The organism is Pseudobutyrivibrio sp. YE44, assembly GCF_900104335.1.
Lineage (GTDB): Bacteria > Bacillota > Clostridia > Lachnospirales > Lachnospiraceae > Pseudobutyrivibrio.
On the sequence record NZ_FMXT01000005.1, the window covers coordinates 115,748 to 134,804 of the forward strand.

14 protein-coding genes are annotated in these 19,057 nt (G+C 42.9%); all 14 read left to right on the forward strand.

Features of this window, described 5'->3' with window-relative positions; all coding sequences use genetic code 11:
• Positions 1-76 precede the first annotated feature (76 nt).
• Positions 77-343, forward strand: coding sequence for an HPr family phosphocarrier protein (locus BLR54_RS09310; protein WP_090420013.1), 267 nt, complete (start codon positions 77-79; stop codon positions 341-343).
• Positions 344-452: 109 nt separating this feature from the next.
• Positions 453-2,141: a 2-isopropylmalate synthase gene (leuA, locus tag BLR54_RS09315; protein WP_090420017.1), complete on the forward strand. Its 1,689-nt coding sequence runs from the start codon at positions 453-455 to the stop codon at positions 2,139-2,141.
• 215 nt (positions 2,142-2,356) lie between these two features.
• Entirely contained in the window at positions 2,357-3,217 is an 861-nt protein-coding gene (gene rfbD, locus BLR54_RS09320) for a dTDP-4-dehydrorhamnose reductase (RefSeq protein WP_090420020.1), read from the forward strand.
• Positions 3,218-3,340: 123 nt separating this feature from the next.
• Positions 3,341-4,426: a dTDP-glucose 4,6-dehydratase gene (gene rfbB, locus BLR54_RS09325; protein WP_090420023.1), complete on the forward strand. Its 1,086-nt coding sequence runs from the start codon at positions 3,341-3,343 to the stop codon at positions 4,424-4,426.
• Positions 4,427-4,637: 211 nt separating this feature from the next.
• Positions 4,638-5,783, forward strand: coding sequence for a UDP-galactopyranose mutase (gene glf / locus BLR54_RS09330; protein WP_090420026.1), 1,146 nt, complete (start codon positions 4,638-4,640; stop codon positions 5,781-5,783).
• A 31-nt stretch (positions 5,784-5,814) separates the two neighbouring features.
• The gene (rfbA, locus tag BLR54_RS09335) at positions 5,815-6,693 is read left to right on the forward strand and encodes a glucose-1-phosphate thymidylyltransferase RfbA (protein WP_090420029.1); all 879 of its coding nucleotides are present in this window, start codon (positions 5,815-5,817) and stop codon (positions 6,691-6,693) included.
• A gap of 207 nt (positions 6,694-6,900) precedes the next feature.
• Entirely contained in the window at positions 6,901-7,479 is a 579-nt protein-coding gene (gene rfbC / locus BLR54_RS09340; RefSeq protein WP_090420031.1) for a dTDP-4-dehydrorhamnose 3,5-epimerase, read from the forward strand.
• 46 nt (positions 7,480-7,525) lie between these two features.
• Entirely contained in the window at positions 7,526-10,546 is a 3,021-nt protein-coding gene (locus BLR54_RS09345) for a glycoside hydrolase family 25 protein (protein WP_090420034.1), read from the forward strand.
• 147 nt (positions 10,547-10,693) lie between these two features.
• Positions 10,694-12,085, forward strand: coding sequence for a sugar transferase (locus BLR54_RS09350; protein ID WP_090420037.1), 1,392 nt, complete (start codon positions 10,694-10,696; stop codon positions 12,083-12,085).
• A gap of 113 nt (positions 12,086-12,198) precedes the next feature.
• On the forward strand, positions 12,199-13,407 hold the full coding sequence (locus BLR54_RS09355; protein ID WP_090420039.1) for a glycosyltransferase family 4 protein: 1,209 nt from the start codon (positions 12,199-12,201) through the stop codon (positions 13,405-13,407).
• Positions 13,408-13,590: 183 nt separating this feature from the next.
• Complete coding sequence (locus tag BLR54_RS09360; protein WP_090420041.1) at positions 13,591-14,679, forward strand: glycosyltransferase; 1,089 nt, start codon at positions 13,591-13,593, stop codon at positions 14,677-14,679.
• A complete protein-coding gene (locus BLR54_RS09365; protein ID WP_090420044.1) occupies positions 14,651-16,096 on the forward strand; it encodes an oligosaccharide flippase family protein in 1,446 nt (481 codons plus the stop codon). The genes BLR54_RS09360 and BLR54_RS09365 overlap by 29 nt, the downstream gene beginning before the upstream one ends.
• A 193-nt stretch (positions 16,097-16,289) precedes the next feature.
• Positions 16,290-17,717, forward strand: coding sequence for a capsular polysaccharide export protein, LipB/KpsS family (locus BLR54_RS09370; RefSeq protein WP_090420048.1), 1,428 nt, complete (start codon positions 16,290-16,292; stop codon positions 17,715-17,717).
• Between the two features lie 268 nt (positions 17,718-17,985).
• The gene (locus tag BLR54_RS09375; protein WP_090420050.1) at positions 17,986-18,963 is read left to right on the forward strand and encodes an NAD-dependent 4,6-dehydratase LegB; all 978 of its coding nucleotides are present in this window, start codon (positions 17,986-17,988) and stop codon (positions 18,961-18,963) included.
• Positions 18,964-19,057 lie beyond the last annotated feature (94 nt).

A 19,057-nucleotide genomic window follows, 5' to 3' on the forward strand; every position in this document is an offset into this window, starting at 1 on the left:
AACATCTAGTGAATGTAAGAGATATAATTATTGTTAACGTAAAGTTTTGAACATGATAAATTAGGAAATTAGATATATGGTTTCACAAAAAGTTAAGATAAAGAATGCAACTGGGTTACATTTGCGTCCCGCAGGATTGCTATGTGAAATAGCCATGAAATATCAAAGCAAAGTAACCTTTCACACTGACGACAATTACGAAGCCAACGCCAAGTCAGTGCTTAGCGTCCTTGGCGCATGCGTAAAGTCAGGTGAAGAAATCGAGGTCATCTGTGATGGCGTCGACGAAGCCGAGGCCCTAGCCGACCTAGTAGCGTCCATTGAAAATGGACTCGGCGAGTAGTTTAAGTGAGAATAACCATTATTATGGTTTATTCATAGATTTAAAAGAGCCTGTAACCAGCGAGATTTAAAGTATATTTACAGGCGGATTATATTAGGAGGACAGAATAATGTTAAACTACCAACGTTACAAAGCTAACCCTGTACTGAAGTTTCCAGAGCGTACTTGGCCTGAGAAGCAGATCACAAAAGCTCCAATTTGGTGTTCAGTTGATCTACGTGACGGCAATCAAGCCCTCGTCGAGCCAATGTCAGTCGACGAAAAAATGGAACTATTTGACCTCCTAATTAAGCTAGGCTTTAAAGAAATTGAGATAGGCTTTCCTGCAGCCTCTCAGATTGAATTTGATTTTTTAAGACAGTTAGTTGCTGAAAATAAAATCCCTGATGATGTTAAGGTTCAGGTGCTTTCACAGTGTCGTGAGGAATTAATCGACCGCACCTTCGAAGCAATCCAGGGTATTAAAAATGTAATTTTCCACATTTACAATTCAACCTCTACTCTTCAGCGTGATGTTGTTTTCAATGCTGAAAAGGAAGAGATTATTGAAATCGCAAAGAAGGGGACCCAGATGGTAAAGGACCGTCTTTGCAAATATGATGGAAATCTTCAGTTGGAATATTCACCAGAATCCTTCACAGGAACAGAGGTGGAATTCTCACTTGAAATTTGTACAGCAGTTCAGGAGACTTGGGACAAGGCTACTGACGCACCAATCATCTTCAACCTTCCAGCAACAGTTGAGATGAACACACCAAATGTTTACGCAGACCAGATTGAGTGGATGAGCACTCACTTTAAGGATAGAGAAAACATCATCCTTTCAATTCATCCACACAACGATAGAGGAACAGGCGTGGCTATCACAGAGCTTGGACTTCTTGCTGGTGCAGACCGTGTAGAAGGTACACTTCTTGGAAACGGCGAGCGTACTGGTAACGTAGATATTCTTACAATCGCTTACAATATGTTCTCACAGGGTGTTAACCCAGAGCTTAACCTTGATGACATCAAAGAGATTGTTGAGGTTTGTGAGCGAGTTACAAAAATGCCTACAGACGCAAGACACCCATATGCAGGTGAGCTTGTGTTTACAGCTTTCTCTGGTTCACACCAGGATGCTATAAATAAGGGCGTCCGTGCTATGAAGGAACGTCAGAACATGTACTGGGAGGTTCCATATCTTCCAATCGATCCTGCAGATATCGGACGTAAGTACGAGCCAGTGGTTCGTATCAACAGCCAGTCTGGCAAGGGCGGAGTTGCCTTTGTTATGGACACAGTTTACGGCTACAAGCTTCCAAAGAAGATGCAGCGTGAGTTCGCTGATGTTGTTCAGTACATTTCTGAAAAGCAGGGCGGCGAGGTTACACCACAGCGCATTATGGAGGCCTTCAAGTCTCAGTACTTGGAGAACAAGGAGCCACTTACTCTGGAGTATGTGGTTATCCAGGACAGCAAAGATTCAGACGATACAGTTGCAGTGCTTGACTTCAGCTACCATGGAGAGAAGTTCCACTCAGAGGCTGAAGGAAACGGACCTATCGATGCTGTTAAGCTTGCTATCAAGCAGTGCGTACCAGAGCTTGAGTTTACACTCATCGACTACACTGAGCACACACTTGCTCAGAGCCAGGGCTCAGGTGCAAAGGCTGCAGCATATATCGAGATGCGCGACGAGCGTCACGGCAACACAACCTTCGGCGTTGGCGTAAGCTCAAACATCACACGTGCATCTATCCGCAGTCTGTTCAGCGCTTACAATAGATTGATTGCAAAAGCCAAAGACTATGTGTAAATGACGCCAAACACCTAGGCTAAGAAGTAATCTTACTGTATAAACATCAAACGGCACGCTTTCGCTCTTATTCGCTCGTTGCCCTACATAAGATGCCAGTTTCACTGCCATCTAAGTAGGGATGGCTCATCAAGGCCTTATTGATTGCTTATACAGTATGATTAATGCCAAAAGTAATGAGTTTGGCTGTAAATATAAAACGATAGAGGATTACAATGAGAAAGATACTAGTAACGGGATGTAATGGTCAGCTTGGAAGAGCTATACAGAACGAGTATGGTGATGAAGTTGAATTCATCCTCACAGATGTAATTGAGAGTGATGTTATAAGCTCACTTAACATCACGAATTTAGACGAGGTTATGAGCTTCGTAGAAGCCAACAAGCCAAATGTAATTATCAACTGCGCGGCTGCTACAAATGTAGATGGTTGCGAGAAGGATTGGGATTTTGCTTACAAGCTTAACGCTCTCGGTCCTAGAAACTTGGCTATCGCAGCAACAAAGGTGGGAGCAAAGCTTGTGCATGTCAGCACAGATTATGTTTTCCCTGGTAATGCTACAAAGCCAATCACAGAGTTTGATCAGCCAGGCCCAATCAGTGCCTATGGCAAGACAAAATACGAGGGTGAGAAATTCGTTCAGCAGTTTGCAGACAAGTGGTTCATCGTTCGTACAGCTTGGCTCTACGGCGATGGTAAAAACTTTGTTAAGACTATGCTTAGCCTTGCAGAGACCCACGATGAGCTTTCAGTAGTTTGCGACCAGCTTGGTTCACCAACCTCAGCTGTGGAGCTTGCTCGAATGATTCATCATCTTGAGCCAACAGAAAACTACGGAATCTTCCACGGCACCTGCGAAGGCGACACCAACTGGGCAGATTTCACCGAGGAAATCTTCAAGCTCAAGGGAATCAACGTAAAGGTTAACCACGTTACCAGCGAAGAGTACAAGCGAATGAATCCTGCCAGCGCAGATCGTCCACACTACTCAATCCTCGACAACTACATGCTACGTTTAACGTCAGGTTATCAGATGAAACATTGGAAAGATGCTCTTCGCGAATACTTAGCGTAATAATCGTTAATCGTTGTTCGAATGAACAATTATTATAAATTTTATTAACAAAGACTATAAGTAGGCATTCAATAAACTAGGAATAATATAGAAATTAAAGAATGCCGAGAGAGGGATTAGAAAATGAGAACATATTTAGTTACAGGTGGTGCAGGCTTCATCGGAAGCAACTACATCCACTACATGTTTAAGAAGTACGATAACGAAATCAGAATCATCAACGTAGATAAGCTTACCTATGCAGGTAACCTTGAAAACCTTAAGGATGTTGAGAACAGAGATAACTACACATTCGTAAAGGCTGATATCTGCGATAAGGAAGCAATCCGCAAGGTATTCGCTGAGAACGATATCGATAGAGTTGTTCATTTCGCAGCTGAGTCACACGTTGACCGTTCAATCAAGAACCCTGAGGTTTTCGTTCAGACAAACGTTCTTGGTACAGCTGTTATGCTTAACTGTGCAAAGGAAGCTTGGGAGCTTCCAGACGGATCATTCAAGGAGGGTAAGAAGTTCCTTCACGTTTCTACAGACGAAGTTTACGGTTCTCTTCCAGATGATGAGAATGCATTCTTCTATGAGACAACACCATACGATCCACATTCACCATACTCAGCTTCAAAGGCATCTTCAGACATGCTTGTAAAGGCTTACATGGATACTTACAAGTTCCCTGCAAACATTACAAACTGCTCTAACAACTATGGACCTTACCAGTTCCCAGAGAAGCTTATTCCACTTATCATCAACAATGCTCTTCAAGGCAAGGATCTTCCTGTATACGGTGATGGTAAGAACGTTCGTGACTGGTTATTCGTAGAGGATCACGCTAAGGGAATCGATATGGTTCAGGAGAAGGGTAAGCTCTTCGAGACCTACAACATCGGTGGTCACAATGAAAAGCAGAACATCGAAATCATCCACATCATCCTTGATACACTTCAGGATATGCTTCCAGAAGATGATGAGCGTCAGAAGCTTGTTTCAGAGGATCTTATTAAGTACGTTACAGACCGTAAGGGTCATGATAGAAGATATGCTATCGCTCCAGACAAGATCAAGGCTGAGGTAGGCTGGGAGCCAGAGACATGCTTCGAGGAAGGTATCAAGAAGACAATCAAGTGGTTCTTCGAGCACGAAGACTGGATGAAGAATGTAACCTCTGGAGACTACCAGAAGTACTACTCAGATATGTACTCTAATAAATAATAAAATCCGCAATCCTCATTTATCTCTAAAACTATTTTCAATATCGTTTTCACTATATTCATTGAAAATAGTTAGAGATAATATTCGGATTGCTCATTAAAATATCAAAGGCTTCCCCTTGAGGTTGCTAGGCTCCAGTGGAGCCTGTTTAGCAACGACCGAGCGGGAAGCGAGATAAGCTGTCAGCTTTGCTGACTGATGAGGTGTGAAATTGACTAATTACGATTATCTTGTAGTAGGCGCAGGCCTTTTCGGTGCTACGTTTACTTACGAAGCGATTAAACGTGGTAAGTCCGTGCTAGTTATCGACAGACGAAATCACATTGCTGGAAATATTTACACTAAGGAAGAGGATGGCATTAACGTGCATGTGTACGGCGCCCACATCTTCCACACAAGCGACAAAAAGATTTGGGAATACATGAACCAGTTCGCTGAGTTCAATAACTATATAAATTCACCAGTGGCAGTTTACAAGGATGAGCTCTACAATCTTCCATTCAACATGAATACTTTTTCGAAGATGTGGAACATCAAAACTCCTGCTGAGGCTAAGGCAAAGATTGCTGAGCAGATTAAAGAGCTCAACATCACAGAGCCAAAGAACCTTGAGGAGCAGGCGCTTTCCCTTGTTGGTACTGATGTATATGAGAAGCTGATTAAGGGCTACACTCAGAAGCAGTGGGGACGTCCATGTGACGAGCTTCCAGCCTTCATCATCAAAAGATTGCCGCTTAGATTTACTTACGACAACAATTACTTTAATGATAGATTCCAAGGCATCCCAATGGGTGGCTACACACAGATTGTAGAGGCTATGCTTAAGGGTGCTGATGTTGTTTTGGAGCAGGATTACTTCGATATGGTTGGTGGTGTTGAAAACGCGCCAGAATCCTTCGAGGGAATTCTCAACGATGGAACAAAGGTTGGCTGGGGCAAGCTGATATTCACCGGTCAGATTGATGAATATTATGGCAGCTGCTATGGTCCACTTGAGTATCGTTCCGTTCGCTTCGAGACAGAAAAGATAGACTGCGACAACTATCAGGGAAACGCAGTTGTAAATTACACTGAGGCAGAGGTGCCATACACTCGTATTATCGAGCACAAGCACTTTGAGTTTGGCAAGCAGCCTACCACCATTATTTCTAAAGAATATTCTAGTGAGTGGCAGCCGGGCGTTGAGCCTTACTACCCAGTAAACAATGACAAAAACAATGCAGTATACGAGGAGTACGCAAGCCGCGCAATCCGTGAGCATGGCGTAATCTTCGGAGGCCGTCTCGGCCAATATAAATACTACGACATGGACAAGGTCGTAGCCGCAGCACTGGAAACAGTTGCTAAAGAATTCTAAAATTGTATTAATATTTGTGACGGAGGAAACTATGAAAGGTATTATATTAGCAGGTGGTTCAGGTACAAGACTTTATCCACTTACAAAGGCGAGCTCAAAGCAGATTATGCCAATCTATGACAAGCCAATGATTTATTATCCATTGTCTACACTTATGTTGGCTGGCATCCGCGAAGTACTTATCATCTCTACACCAAGAGATCTTCCAGTATTTGAAGAGCTTCTTGGAGATGGCAAGCAGCTTGGTATGGATATTCAGTATGCAGTTCAGGAGGCTCCAAACGGACTTGCTGAGGCATTTATCATCGGTGCAGATTTCATCGGTAAGGATGCCGTTGCACTTGTTCTTGGCGACAACATCTTCTATGGTCAGTCTTTCTCAAAGGTGCTCCTTTCAGCAGCTACAAGAACAGAGTCTGAGCCAGGCGCTACAATCTTCGGTTACTATGTTCGTGACCCAAGAGAGTACGGCGTTGTTGAGTTTGACGAGAACGGTGTGGCTATTTCAATCGAGGAAAAGCCAGCTAATCCAAAGAGCAACTATGCAGTTCCAGGTCTTTACTTCTATGACAACTCAGTTGTAGAAATCGCAAAGACAATCAAGCCTTCAGCACGTGGAGAGCTTGAAATCACAGCTGTTAACAACGAATATTTAAACCGTGGAAACCTCCACGTAGAGACACTTGGCCGTGGATTTGCATGGCTTGACACAGGAAACCACGATATGCTTCTTCAGGCAGCAGAGTTTGTCAGCACCTTCCAGAAGAGACAGGGTATGTACATCTCTTGCATTGAGGAAATCGCTTACAAGCGTGGCTTCATCAACAAGGACCAGCTCCTCAAGCTCGCCGAGCCACTCATGAAGACAGCATACGGACAGTATCTCGTAGATATAGCTAACGGACTTTAAGTCGATTTAATCATTTTTTTAATTATTCTATAAAGTAAGGAGCAAAACTTGAATTTAGCTAACACTGTCAATAAGATGACCTTGATGAGCCATCCCTACTTAGATGGTTCTGAAAGAAGCATCTTATGTAGGGCAATGAGCGAATAAGAGCGCAAGCGTGTCAGTGATTGATAGTGATAGATAAATGAAAAGTTTTGGAGATAAATTATGGCAATTACAGTAGAGAAAAATGTTAATGGTATAGAAGGCCTTTGCGTCATCACCCCAAAGGTTTTTGGTGATGACCGTGGTTACTTCATGGAGACTTACAACGAAAACGATATGAAGGCTGAGGGCCTTGACTATGTATTCGTTCAGGACAACCAGTCTGCAAGCAAAAAGGGTGTCCTTAGAGGTCTTCACTTCCAGAAGAATTTCCCACAGGACAAGCTCGTCCGCGTTATCAAGGGCGAAGTTTATGATGTGGCTGTTGACCTTCGTGAAGGTTCAAAGACTTTCGGAAAGCACTATGGAATCCTTCTTTCAGAGGAAAACAAGAAGCAGTTTATGATTCCAAAGGGCTTTGCTCATGGATTCTTAGTAGTCAGCGAGTATGCAGAGTTCTGCTACAAGGTTACTGATTTCTATCATCCAAACGATGAGGGCGGACTTGCCTTCGACGACCCTGACATCAATGTTCAGTGGCCAATCCCAGCGGGAATGACAAAGGATGATTTAATCCTTTCAGATAAAGATAAAGTCAACGCAAGCTTTAAGGAATATTGTAAGGAGCACGGCGTTCAGTAACTGACCTGACGATATTACTAGTTTTGATTATTTGGGAGATGATGATATGCGAGGATTTTTTGCGGGCCTAAAGTTTTTTATTGGCACTCACAAGGCTGCAAGTATTGCGGTTGCCAGTGTGCTAGGCCTTTCCGCTATTGGTGGAGCAGGTTATGGAATCTATAATCTTGTTCATGAAGACAAAGAAGACGACGTTGTCGTTGAAGTGGTCGTGGATGAGGAACAGGGTGCTGAGGATGTTTACATCCCAGACTTTAAAAATATTGTGCTCACAAGTGAATCCCTTGAAAAGGATTTAACAATTTACATTTCTGATGAGAATGACAATGCCATCACAGGCGTTCCATTTTCTGTAAAGCTTATGTCTAAGGACAAGGCTTCAGAGCTTCAGACATATGTGGATGCCATTACCGATATCGATAATCAGATTAACGATATTGTTGGTGGCGCAGGAAAATCTACAGAGACTTCAGAGGAGGCTGACTCAGAAGAAGCTGTGGAGGCTACAGAGGAAGCAGCAGAAGGTGAAGAGCAGGCAAAGCCATCAGAGGCTGACAGAATCCGTTCAATCCTTCAGGATAGAAATGTTGCCATCACTGTTACAGATGAAAAAGGTGAGGTTGTAGATAAAGAAAAATCTAGCATCAAGGATGATCCTTTATATCAGCTTTACCTTGATAAGGAAACAGCAATCCAGTCCTTCGCTATGGCTCTTAAGGATGCTGAGGGACAGGTTTACACTGACGACGATGAAGATGGTGTGATTCAGGAAAAGGACATGACACCTGGTGACTATGTTGCTTGTGTTATGTACGACTTCGACAATCAGCCAGTTTACGCTCCTGTCAGCTATGAGACTGATGTAAACGTAAAGGATAAGGTTGAGCTTAAGGTTCAGAAGGAAATCATCAAGCAGGTTAAGAAGGATGCTCCAAAGGAAGATGGTCAGAAGAAAGAGGCCGTTCCTGTGGAGAATACTCTTAAGGATACAGTAGAGTTTGTAGAGTCTAAGAAGGTTGAAAACGGCTCAAGCGCCAAGGGAGTTTCTGGTGCTGATATCACAGCTCCAAAGACTACAGCAAAGGCTAGCAAGGTAGCTGTAAAGGACAAGGGACGAGTTAAGGTTGCGCACAAGCTTCAGGCCGCTGCAGCAACTGAGTTTGTAATCACCTACAACTATCAGCTTCAGGATGCAGACGGCAAGGCTGTTGGAAATCCAATCAAGGCTAAGGAAGAAAAGCTTAAGAAGGATGCAACTCCAGCCTTTAAGCCAGAGGCTACTTACAAGTCTGGTGATGTTACATACAAGCTCGTTAGCGACAAGCCAAACCCAGCTTATGAAAAGGTTACAGCTGCAAAGACTTACACCTTCACATATAAGTCAGATAAAAAGGTAGATCCAGCAAAGTATACCTTTAACGTAAAGTATGTTTGCGGCGACAAGTTACTTGGTTCAGACTCTGTGACAAAGGCTGCGGGAGAATCAGTTTCACCAAAGACAATTGATGGATATAAGTGCTCTGAGGCTGCAGTTACAGTTAAAGCTAATCAGGGTGAAATCACTTTCCACTATGAGGAAGTAAAGAAGCCAGAGCAGAAGCAAGAGCCAGCAAAGTATACTTTCAATGTAAAGTATGTTTGTGGAGACAAGAATCTTGGTTCCGACTCTGTAACAAAAGCTGCAGGAGAATCAGTTTCACCAAAGACAATCGATGGATATAAGTGCACTGATTCTGCAGTAACAGTTAAGGAAAATCAGGGTGAAATCACTTTCCATTACGAGGAAGTAAAGAAGCCTGAGCAAACTGAAGAGAAAAAAGAAGAAAAAGTAGAAGAGAAGAAAGATGAAGCAGCTCCTGCAGAGCCAGAAGCTAGAGCAAAGGCTCATGGCCGTCAGGGCGTTTCAAACTTCGCTATAAAGGATGCTCTTATTGCAGCAAAGATTATGAGAGTCGCAGCTCAGACACCAGCAGCTGGTACTGAGGAAACAGCAACTCTTGATATGAGCTACAAAGAGGGCGTATTTACCATCGTAGCCAGCAAGAATGTAACTGATGTAAAGGTTAACGGCACAGCAGTTACTATGAAGGATGGCAAGGGAACCTTCACAGCAACAGCTGATGGAGATTACAAGCTTACAGGTACTCCTGTATGGTCTGACAAGGTAGCAGCAACAGACGCTGAAAAGCTTTACGTGGTTTACACAGTTTCAGGCTTCGGTACAGCTTCTACCCAGCGTCTCAAGGATAAGGCAGGAAACGAATTATTCCTTGATGAAGGCCTTACAAAGCCAGCTACAGCAGCAGATTATGGCAAGGACAAGACCTTCTATTACAAGGCTGCAACCTACACCTATTACGGTTGGCAGACAATTGATGGAAACACATATTACTTCGATAAGAATGCAAATAAGGTAACAGGAACTCAGGTAATCCAGGGCGTTCAGTACGACTTTGGAGCAGACGGAGTGCTTGTTGTTAAGGGAAATGGTATCGACGTTTCTAAGTACCAGGGCAACATCGATTGGAAGTCTGCTAAGTCAGCAGTAAACTTCGCAATCATCCGATGTGGTTACCGTGGTATGTATGATGGTCAGCTTCATGAGGACCCATACTTCTACAAGAATATGTCAGGTGCCAAGTCAGCAGGAGTAAACGTTGGTGTTTACATCTATTCAACAGCTCTTAACGAAGCCGAGGCAGTTCAGGAAGCTTCAATGGCTGTAGCAATGGCAGCAAAGGCTGGCGGATGTTCATATCCAATCTTCCTTGATATGGAGGATACAGTCAGAGGCCAGAGCTCCCTTTCAACAGAACAGAGAATGGCTATTGTAAATGCATTCGTAACAACAGTACAGTCTTCTGGCTACAGAGCAGGCTTCTACTGCAGCAAGAACTGGATGACAGGTCGAATGAATGCCGGCGCAATCCCAGGCTCATGCAGCATCTGGATTGCACAGTACAACACATCTTGCACTTACTCAGGCCGCAAGAACATCTGGCAGTATTCAAGCAAGGGCTCTGTCCCAGGAATCAAGGGCTACGTAGACATGAATAAGGCGTTCTAATCGTAGGCATATAATAATTTGTTAATAAAAGTAAAGATCAAGTGTAATTCACAATCTATTATGTTTCTGAAAGTGACATTCTAAAGTCACTGGAAGAAATATAATGATTGTGAATGTAACACTTGCACATAAACTTGGATATAACATATGAATAAAAATATAAATAATGTTGAGACAAATAAAAAGTTATTCCGCTTTGTAAGTAGCGTGGTTTTAGTAGCAGTACTAGCCACGCTCTTTGGCGTTATGTGGTATCTGCGCTTGCAGAACCTTATGAATCCATACACAAGATTCATGGGCAAAGGAAATTATTTGATGATTGCCCTATATGGAATCCTTACAATTTTGGTGATTAACACCTTCAAGGGGTTCAGTATAGGAAGCGGCAGAATCTCAATTCTTACTATGTCACAGGCTATTGCCATGGGGCTTGTAAACGGTCTTGAGTTCATCATCATCATTTTGATGACTCGAATTAAATCTTTAATGTGGATGACACTTGCCTACATCATCGTGCTTACAGTGATTGATGCACTGGCAGTGCTTATTGTTACTTTCCTTTGTACAAAGATTTACCGCATGATCTTCCCACCATTTACAATTCTTAACATCTTCGGTCAGTATGAAAACGACCTTGTTATTAAGATGAATCGTCGTGCTGATAAGTACAGAATCACAGGTGAGATGAGCTGCAGAGAGTCTTTGGACAAGATTACAAAAGAGCTTCAGAACTACGATGCGGTTCTTATCAACGATGTTCCATCAGAGATTAGAAACGATATTATCAAGGCGTGCTTCGCAACTGACAAGCGTGTTTATTTCACACCAAAGATTTCAGACATCCTTATCAAGGGTTCTGACGAGGTGAACCTTTTTGATACACCTCTTTACCTTTGCAAGAATGTTGGAATGGATGGAATTTCATCAGCTATCAAGCGTGCAGGAGATATTATTATTTCAAGTATTGGAATCATCCTTACATCTCCAATTATGCTTGTGACAGCTATACTTATCCACAATTACGATGGCGGCCCTGTTTTTTATAAACAGACTCGTTGCACCATCGGTGGAAAGGAATACAAAATCATGAAGTTCCGTTCCATGATTACTGATGCTGAAAAGGATGGCAAGGCTCGTCTTGCCAGCGTTAACGACGATAGAATCACTCCAATCGGACACTTTATCCGTGCTACACGTATTGATGAGCTTCCACAGTTCTTCAACATCTTCAAGGGTGAAATGTCTGTGGTTGGTCCTCGTCCAGAGCGTCCAGAAATCATTGCGGAATACGTTAAAGAGGTACCAGAGTTTGCCTTCCGTACCCACGTAAAGGCTGGCCTTACAGGCTACGCCCAGGTTTACGGCAAGTACAACACCACCTCATACGACAAGCTGAAGCTGGATATGATTTATTGTGAGAAATGTTCAGTACTATTGGATATTCAGTTAATTCTAATGACATTGCGCGTAATCTTCACCAAGGATGCCACCGAAGGCGTCGAAGAGGGTGCAGTCAATGCTAATGTACATAAACAATAAAACTAAAAGTAGGTTGTAATTAACAAAATATTACTTCTCTGAAAGCGACATGTTAGGAGCTGTAAGAGAATGTAATTTTTGTTAATGTAACAACCGAGGGATAGAATAAGATTATGAAAAAGGCTTTGATGCATGCGCATACTGCGTACATGGTGACACAATTTAATATTGATAATATAAAGATTTTGCAGGAGCTTGGCTATACAGTTGACGTGGCTTGCTGTTGGAATGATGATGACAGCGCTTTGAGCCCGGAGGCTATGAAGGAACGTCGCAAGAAGCTGGATGAGCTTGGCTGTAGAGTTATTGAGACAGCCAGCCTCAGAAAGTTTTTCAATATCAGCGAGCTTTCAAAGTCTTATAACCAGCTGAAGACAGAGGTGGAGACAAATCAGTATGAGATTGTCCACACTCAGTCGCCAATCGGCGGTGTTATCTGTAGACTGGCCTGCCGCAAAGCAAGAAAGCTCTATGGCACAAAGGTTATCTATGCAGCCCACGGCTTCCACTTCTTCAAGGGAGCTCCACTTAAGAACTGGATTGTGTTCTACAATGTGGAAAAGTGGTGCAGCAAATTCACCGACATGTTGATAACCATTAATAGAGAAGACTACGGTCACGCCAGGAAGTTTAAGGCTAAGAACACTGCCTTGATTCACGGTGCTGGTGTTGATACCAATAAATTCGTGGCCAGCGATGGGGCCAGAGCCAAGGTTCGTAAGGAGCTTGGTATTGATGATGACACCATCGTGCTCTTATCCGTAGGCGAGTTGATTCCTAGAAAGAATCACAGCGAGGTTTTAAGAGCGCTGAAGATTATGAAGGAAAACGGCACACTGCTCACACCGGAAAGCGATGAGAGAGTGCAGCCAAAGTATAAGCTGAAATACTTAATCGCCGGTCGCGGCAAGATTCAAAAGCAGTTGCAGGAAGAAATCAAACATCTTGGACTTGGGGATTATGTTCAGATGCTTGGCTTCCGTAGAGACGTGGCTGATGTATTTGCCGCAAGCGATATCTACGTTTTCCCATCTCATCAGGAGGGACTTCCAGTAGCATTAATGGAGGCGATGTCTGTGGGAATGCCAGTGGTTTGTAGTAAAATCCGTGGAAACACAGATCTTATCACCGATGGAGTGGGTGGATATCTTTTCGATTCCAAAAACGCTAAAACTCTTGTGGCAGCCTTGGGGAAGGCTTTAGCTGATAGTGATCAGCGCCGCGCAGAGATGGGCGAAACCAACATTGCGACCATGAAGGCGTTTGATAAGCAACCTGTCAACGAAGAGATGCGTCAAATTTATAGCAATATAAGTAAGTAGATTTTGCAGATTATATAAATTCTTTTTGAAAATAATATGTTATGAACTTCATAAATTGGGAATTATTTTGAAGAACAGACTGTAACTAACAAGTTAATATGACTCTGAAGGTGACATGTTAGTCACCGTAAGAGAGGTATTGCTTGTGAGTGTAACAGTCTGTGGACTGGGGGATTACAGAGAATGAAGGTTTTACATGTTTCAAAGAGTAGTACTTATTCAGGCATGGAAAATGTTGCCATCAACATCATGAAGTCTATGCCGGAGAGTATACAGACCATGTATCTAACGGCTACAGGTTCCATCGAGGCGAAGCTACTTGATAATGACCTGCCTTACATCGGCGTGGAGAAGGTGGATGAAAAGGCAATCAAGCGAGCTATCGAGGATTTCAAGCCTGATATTATTCATGCCTATGAATATGAATGCAGCCTTATGTGCACCAAGGTCACAGACGAGATTCCAATTATTAGCCACCTGTATTCGCTTCCAAAGTGGGTCCAGAAGATTGGCCCAAAGTCGGTGGTATACGGCGGGGCCTGCAAAAGCTTTGCCAAGATTATCCTGCCTGACAAAAAGGTGGAGGAGATGTCTTGGTTCAAGGATAAGATGGAAGACAAGACTGTGGAGCTAGGCGTGCCATTTAACGCAGTTGCTGTGTTTGAGCGTGGTTACATGGCTGGTACAGATATGACCAAGGAAAAGCTGGAGGGCTTCAGATCAGATTTGCTTTTCGTGGGATACCTTACAGATGATAAAAATCCTTACGAGTTTGTAAAGCTCGTGGCAGAAATAAAAAAGACCCATCCTGACATTAAAGCGGTTATGGTGGGAGGTGGAGATTTAGGCTCAGAATGCCTGAAGCTCATTGGAAAGCTGAAGCTGCAGGACAATGTTAAAATGGTAGGAATGCAGCATAATCCATACATCTACATGAATCAAACTAAGGTGGTAGTTATCCCATCCAAGTTTGAAGGCTTCGGCATGGTTGCCCCAGAGGCTATGGCCTTTGGCAAGCCGGTTATCGCCAGTTGCGTTGGTGGATTAAAGGTGACTGTGGATGATAGCTGTGGAAAACTATGCGGCACAGACAAGAAGCCTGTGGATAGAGAGGCTTTCATCGCAAATATAAATGAGCTCTTGGACAACAGCGAGATTTATCGCATGAAATCCGAGGGTGCTAGAAGACGTGCCAAGGACCTGAACAATTTTGACACGTATATGGAAGAGATTGTAAAGATTTATGAGGATATTAAAAACACTGCTAAATAAGCTAAAAAGTGCAGATTTTATACTTGTGACATTGTCTACAGTTGCATGCTCGGCAATGTCATTTGTATTTAGCGTATATTCAAAATCACTGGTGCCAAACAAGCCAATGGGTATTTACAGCACCTGTCTGATTGTCCAGACCTATATGACCTACGCTCAGTTCGGTGTGCTCAACGCCTACAATAGGGATTACCCACAGGCCTTGGGTCGAAAGGATTTTGAAGCCGCTAACAAAATGAAAAACACAGCCGTCACATTTATGCTTATGGTGTATGCACTGATTTTCCTTTGCTTCGAGGCTTGGGTGCTTTTTAGATATCATGGCTCAATCGGTGTTGACCAGTACCAGACCTTCTTTGCTTTTGGTTACGCCATGTGTCCAGTGATGATTCTTTTAAAGAGTTTTGATGATATGTCAAACGCCACCGTGAGAATGAACGGCAAGTACAACAAATCTGCCTACATCGGTTTTGGCCGTACCTTAGCAGCACTTTTGATTGGCGTTGTTGTTCTTCGATTCGCAGGATATTATGGCCTTTATGCCATGACAATGTCCTCAGCTATTCTTGGAATTATTCTTTTCCACAAGGATTCCCTTAAGGGAGTAAAGCTTGATTTTGATTTTTCATATATGAAGCTGATGATTATGGGTGGGTTACCACTTCTTATTAACAGCTTGATTTGGACTATCGTTCAGAACGTGGACAAGCACGTTATTCTGACCTTTATGGATACAGAAGCGCTGGGTGTCTACACCGTTCCAACCATGGGATTCACCACAATGGTACTGGTGCCTCAGACAATTTCTCAGGTATTTTACATAAAGATTTCTCATCTCTACGGTGCTCACCAGGATGAGAAGGAGCTTCTTGATAAGGCTGGATATTTCACCAGCATTACAGCTCTGGTTTCCGGCGCAGCTTGTCTGTTCGTTTTTTATGTAATGCCAATTTTCGTTCGCTATTTTATGCCAATGTACACCGAAGGAACAGCCGCAACTCAGATTCTTGTAATCGGCGTTGCCATTTATTCCACCACAATGATTTTCGGAAACATCTTCAGCGTCCTTAAGCTGAACAAATCCTTAATCGCCAACTCGGTGGCACTTTGCATTTTCAATATTATTTTTTCAAGTGCGTTAGTAGTGCTGGTGGAGCGCAGCATCAATATGGTAGCTATAGGAACAGGATTATCCTACGCCCTTTATTCCCTGCTGCTTATTGTAAAGCTGTCACGCCGTTTCAAATACCCAATGCTTAAGCTACTTACCAACAGCTGGCTTCCACTTATCGCCATCGTAGCACCAGGCGTTGCGTATTATATGCTAATTCGAAATGTCTATATAGCGATTGTGGCGTCTTTGTTTACCGTAACTATTGTGTGTGGTATAATACTTAAGTTAATTTTCCGTAAATAGCGGAAATAATATAATTGAGTAAAAAATTAGATGATAAACTATGGATTTGTATATCTAAACTCCTGACCTTCTTTTTCCATCCCTACTTAGATGGTCCTGAAGGGAGCATCTTATGTAGGGTAATGAGAAAAAGCAGAGCGAAAGCGTGTCAGGAGTTAGGTATACATAGCCATAGTTTAGGAGTAAATTATTAATGTACACATTATGTTACATGGCCCGTCGCCCTTTTGACGACTTCGCGCCTGCAGTATATAAAAAGATAAAAGAGAATCACGACAGCGAAACCAAAGGTGTTTTCATCACTTGCGACAGCAAGGAGACCAAATATATCTATGATAAGTTTGGCAAGGATGAGGTGGTGGTTTGTGAGATTTCAGAGTTCATGAACACTCACTGGGATGAGTTCACTCTTGAGAAGCTTGCAGAGTATGAAAAGAAATACGATGCAGCTCCAATGTGGAAATACATCTACACTGACAGGTTTTTGATTTACAGAGATTATGATTACTGTGTTCACACAGCCGCTGGTCTCTTCGCATTTTGGGAGCACGTTTTCACCACCTACAAAGTAGATTTCTTCTATGACGAGGTTGTGGCTACGCTCCTTACTTACACAGCATATTTAGTTGGTCAGAAGACCGGCACAGGCTATTATTCATTAATGTTCATGAGAGCCTGCGGCATGGATTTGACCCATCACTATATTTTGAATGATCCATTCGAGAAGATTTACAACTTCCCAGCGGATTACAAAAACGTTCCTGTTACAGAGGAACAGAAGGCAAAGGCCGAGGCTTTCCTTTCAGGTTTTGAGGAAAAGCATTCTAAGCCAGCTTTCATGCAGTTTTCAGGAAAGAAGCCAAAGTGGAAGGCAAAGTTTTTCGTGCTTCCATTCTTCTATATTAGACAGAAGTACTTCAATCCTTTCACCAGGGACAAGGGCTCATACATTTATTACAAGGCCTATGAGCAGACCATGGACGAAATCAAGTGGTACTTCAGATACAAGAAGGCTAAGTCATATTTCAAGAAGGCGGATTTCTCAAAGAAGTTTGTTTACTTCCCACTTCACCTTCAGCCAGAGGCCACCACAATCGTGTGTGCCCAGAAATATGAAAAGCAGCTGTATTTCATCGACAACTTGGTAAAGTCACTTCCAGCAGATACAGTGCTTTACGTGAAGGAACATTATTCCTTCCTTGGAATCAGAGACAACAGCTTTTACGAAGCTTTCAGTCAGTATCCAAACGTGGTTCTTATCGACCCATGGGAGGATTCAATCAAGCTCATTGAAAAGAGTGAGTGCGTTGCCACACTTACAGGCACCGCAGGCCAGGAGGCAATGCTTCTTCGCCATCCAGTATTCATGAGCGGCGAGATTGTTTACACCGGCGCCCCAGGCGTAATGAAGCTGGACGAGGTATTTGGAAACTATCAGTCAATGATGGCAAACTACAAACAGCCAACCCGCGAGGAAATCATCCAGTACCTTGCAGTGTATATGAGTTGCGCCCGGCCAGGCAACACTTACGTAATGAGCGAAGCTCGTCTCGAGGACGAAAACATTACGTTGGTTGCTAAGTCAATGTATGATTATTTTGTAGAGCAGAAGACTAAATAAGATAATAATTTGGATATTATATAAACTGAGGCTTGAAAAGAAATATATATACTCAATAAAGACCTTCTTTTTCCATCCCTACTTAGATGGTCCTGAAAGGAGCATCTTATGTAGGGGAATATATGACCCAAAAGGCATGATTGCTTTAGCAATCAACTTTTGTGGTCTAGTAAGCAAAGCTTACACAAGAAGAAAAAGCAGAGCGAAAGCGTGTCTGTTTGAGTATATATATTTCTTGAAAAGCCGTAGTATTTAGAGGAGATTTAGAATGAGTAAAGTTTTAGTAACAGGTTCTGATGGATTCATCGGTTCTCACTTAGTTGAGGAACTTGTAAAAAAAGGATATGAAGTAAGAGCATTTGTATATTACAACAGTTTCAATAACTGGGGATGGCTTGACACTCTCCCAAAGGAGATTATGGATCATGTTGAGGTTTTCGCAGGTGATGTCCGCGACCCTAACGGTGTCCGCGAGTCTATGAAGGGTGTGGATGCAGTGTTCCATCTTGCAGCACTTATTGCAATCCCATTCTCTTATCACAGCCCAGATGCTTACGTTGACACAAACATCAAGGGAACTTTGAACGTGCTTCAGGCAGCAAGAGACCTTGGCACACGTGTACTTGTTACATCAACTTCAGAGGTTTATGGAACAGCTCAGTACGTGCCAATCGACGAGAAGCACCCATACCAGGGTCAGTCACCATATTCAGCAACAAAGATTGGTGCAGATAGACTTGCAGAGTCTTTCTATCGTTCCTTTGATTTGCCTGTTACAATCGTGCGCCCATTCAACACCTTCGGACCACGTCAGTCAGCTCGTGCGGTTATTCCTACTATCATCACACAGCTTCTTGCAGGTAAGGAAGAAATCAAGCTTGGTTCACTTACACCAACTCGTGATTTCAACTACGTAAAGGATACTGCTAATGGTTTCATCGCAATGTACGAAAGCGACAAGACCATCGGCCAGGAAATCAATATTGCAACACAGAAGGAAATCTCTATCGGACAGCTTGCTGAGGAGCTTATCCGCCAGATTAATCCAAACGCAAAGATTATCTGCGACGAGGATCGTCTCCGTCCAGAGAAGTCTGAGGTAAACCGTCTCCTTGGCTCAAACCAGAAGATTCTCCAGCTCACAGACTGGAAGCCACAGTACACGTTTGAGGAAGGCCTTGCTGAGACCGTTGAGTTTTTACGTAATAATTTGGATAAATACAAAGTTGATATATATAACATTTAAAAATAGCTAAAAAGTAAGCATATAAATATAACATAGACAATACATAAGACCTTGATGAGCCATCCCTACTTAGATGGTGCATAGCAGCATCTTA

Bases quoted from the DNA above. Each gene is read 5' to 3' on its own strand.
- BLR54_RS09310 (WP_090420013.1), top strand. From the start codon at position 77: ATGGTTTCACAAAAAGTTAAGATAAAGAATGCAACTGGGTTACATTTG.
- leuA (WP_090420017.1), top strand. From the start codon at position 453: ATGTTAAACTACCAACGTTACAAAGCTAACCCTGTACTGAAGTTTCCA.
- rfbD (WP_090420020.1), top strand. From the start codon at position 2,357: ATGAGAAAGATACTAGTAACGGGATGTAATGGTCAGCTTGGAAGAGCT.
- rfbB (WP_090420023.1), top strand. From the start codon at position 3,341: ATGAGAACATATTTAGTTACAGGTGGTGCAGGCTTCATCGGAAGCAAC.
- rfbA (WP_090420029.1), top strand. From the start codon at position 5,815: ATGAAAGGTATTATATTAGCAGGTGGTTCAGGTACAAGACTTTATCCA.
- rfbC (WP_090420031.1), top strand. From the start codon at position 6,901: ATGGCAATTACAGTAGAGAAAAATGTTAATGGTATAGAAGGCCTTTGC.
- BLR54_RS09345 (WP_090420034.1), top strand. From the start codon at position 7,526: ATGCGAGGATTTTTTGCGGGCCTAAAGTTTTTTATTGGCACTCACAAG.
- BLR54_RS09350 (WP_090420037.1), top strand. From the start codon at position 10,694: ATGAATAAAAATATAAATAATGTTGAGACAAATAAAAAGTTATTCCGC.
- BLR54_RS09355 (WP_090420039.1), top strand. From the start codon at position 12,199: ATGAAAAAGGCTTTGATGCATGCGCATACTGCGTACATGGTGACACAA.
- BLR54_RS09360 (WP_090420041.1), top strand. From the start codon at position 13,591: ATGAAGGTTTTACATGTTTCAAAGAGTAGTACTTATTCAGGCATGGAA.
- BLR54_RS09365 (WP_090420044.1), top strand. From the start codon at position 14,651: ATGAGGATATTAAAAACACTGCTAAATAAGCTAAAAAGTGCAGATTTT.
- BLR54_RS09370 (WP_090420048.1), top strand. From the start codon at position 16,290: ATGTACACATTATGTTACATGGCCCGTCGCCCTTTTGACGACTTCGCG.
- BLR54_RS09375 (WP_090420050.1), top strand. From the start codon at position 17,986: ATGAGTAAAGTTTTAGTAACAGGTTCTGATGGATTCATCGGTTCTCAC.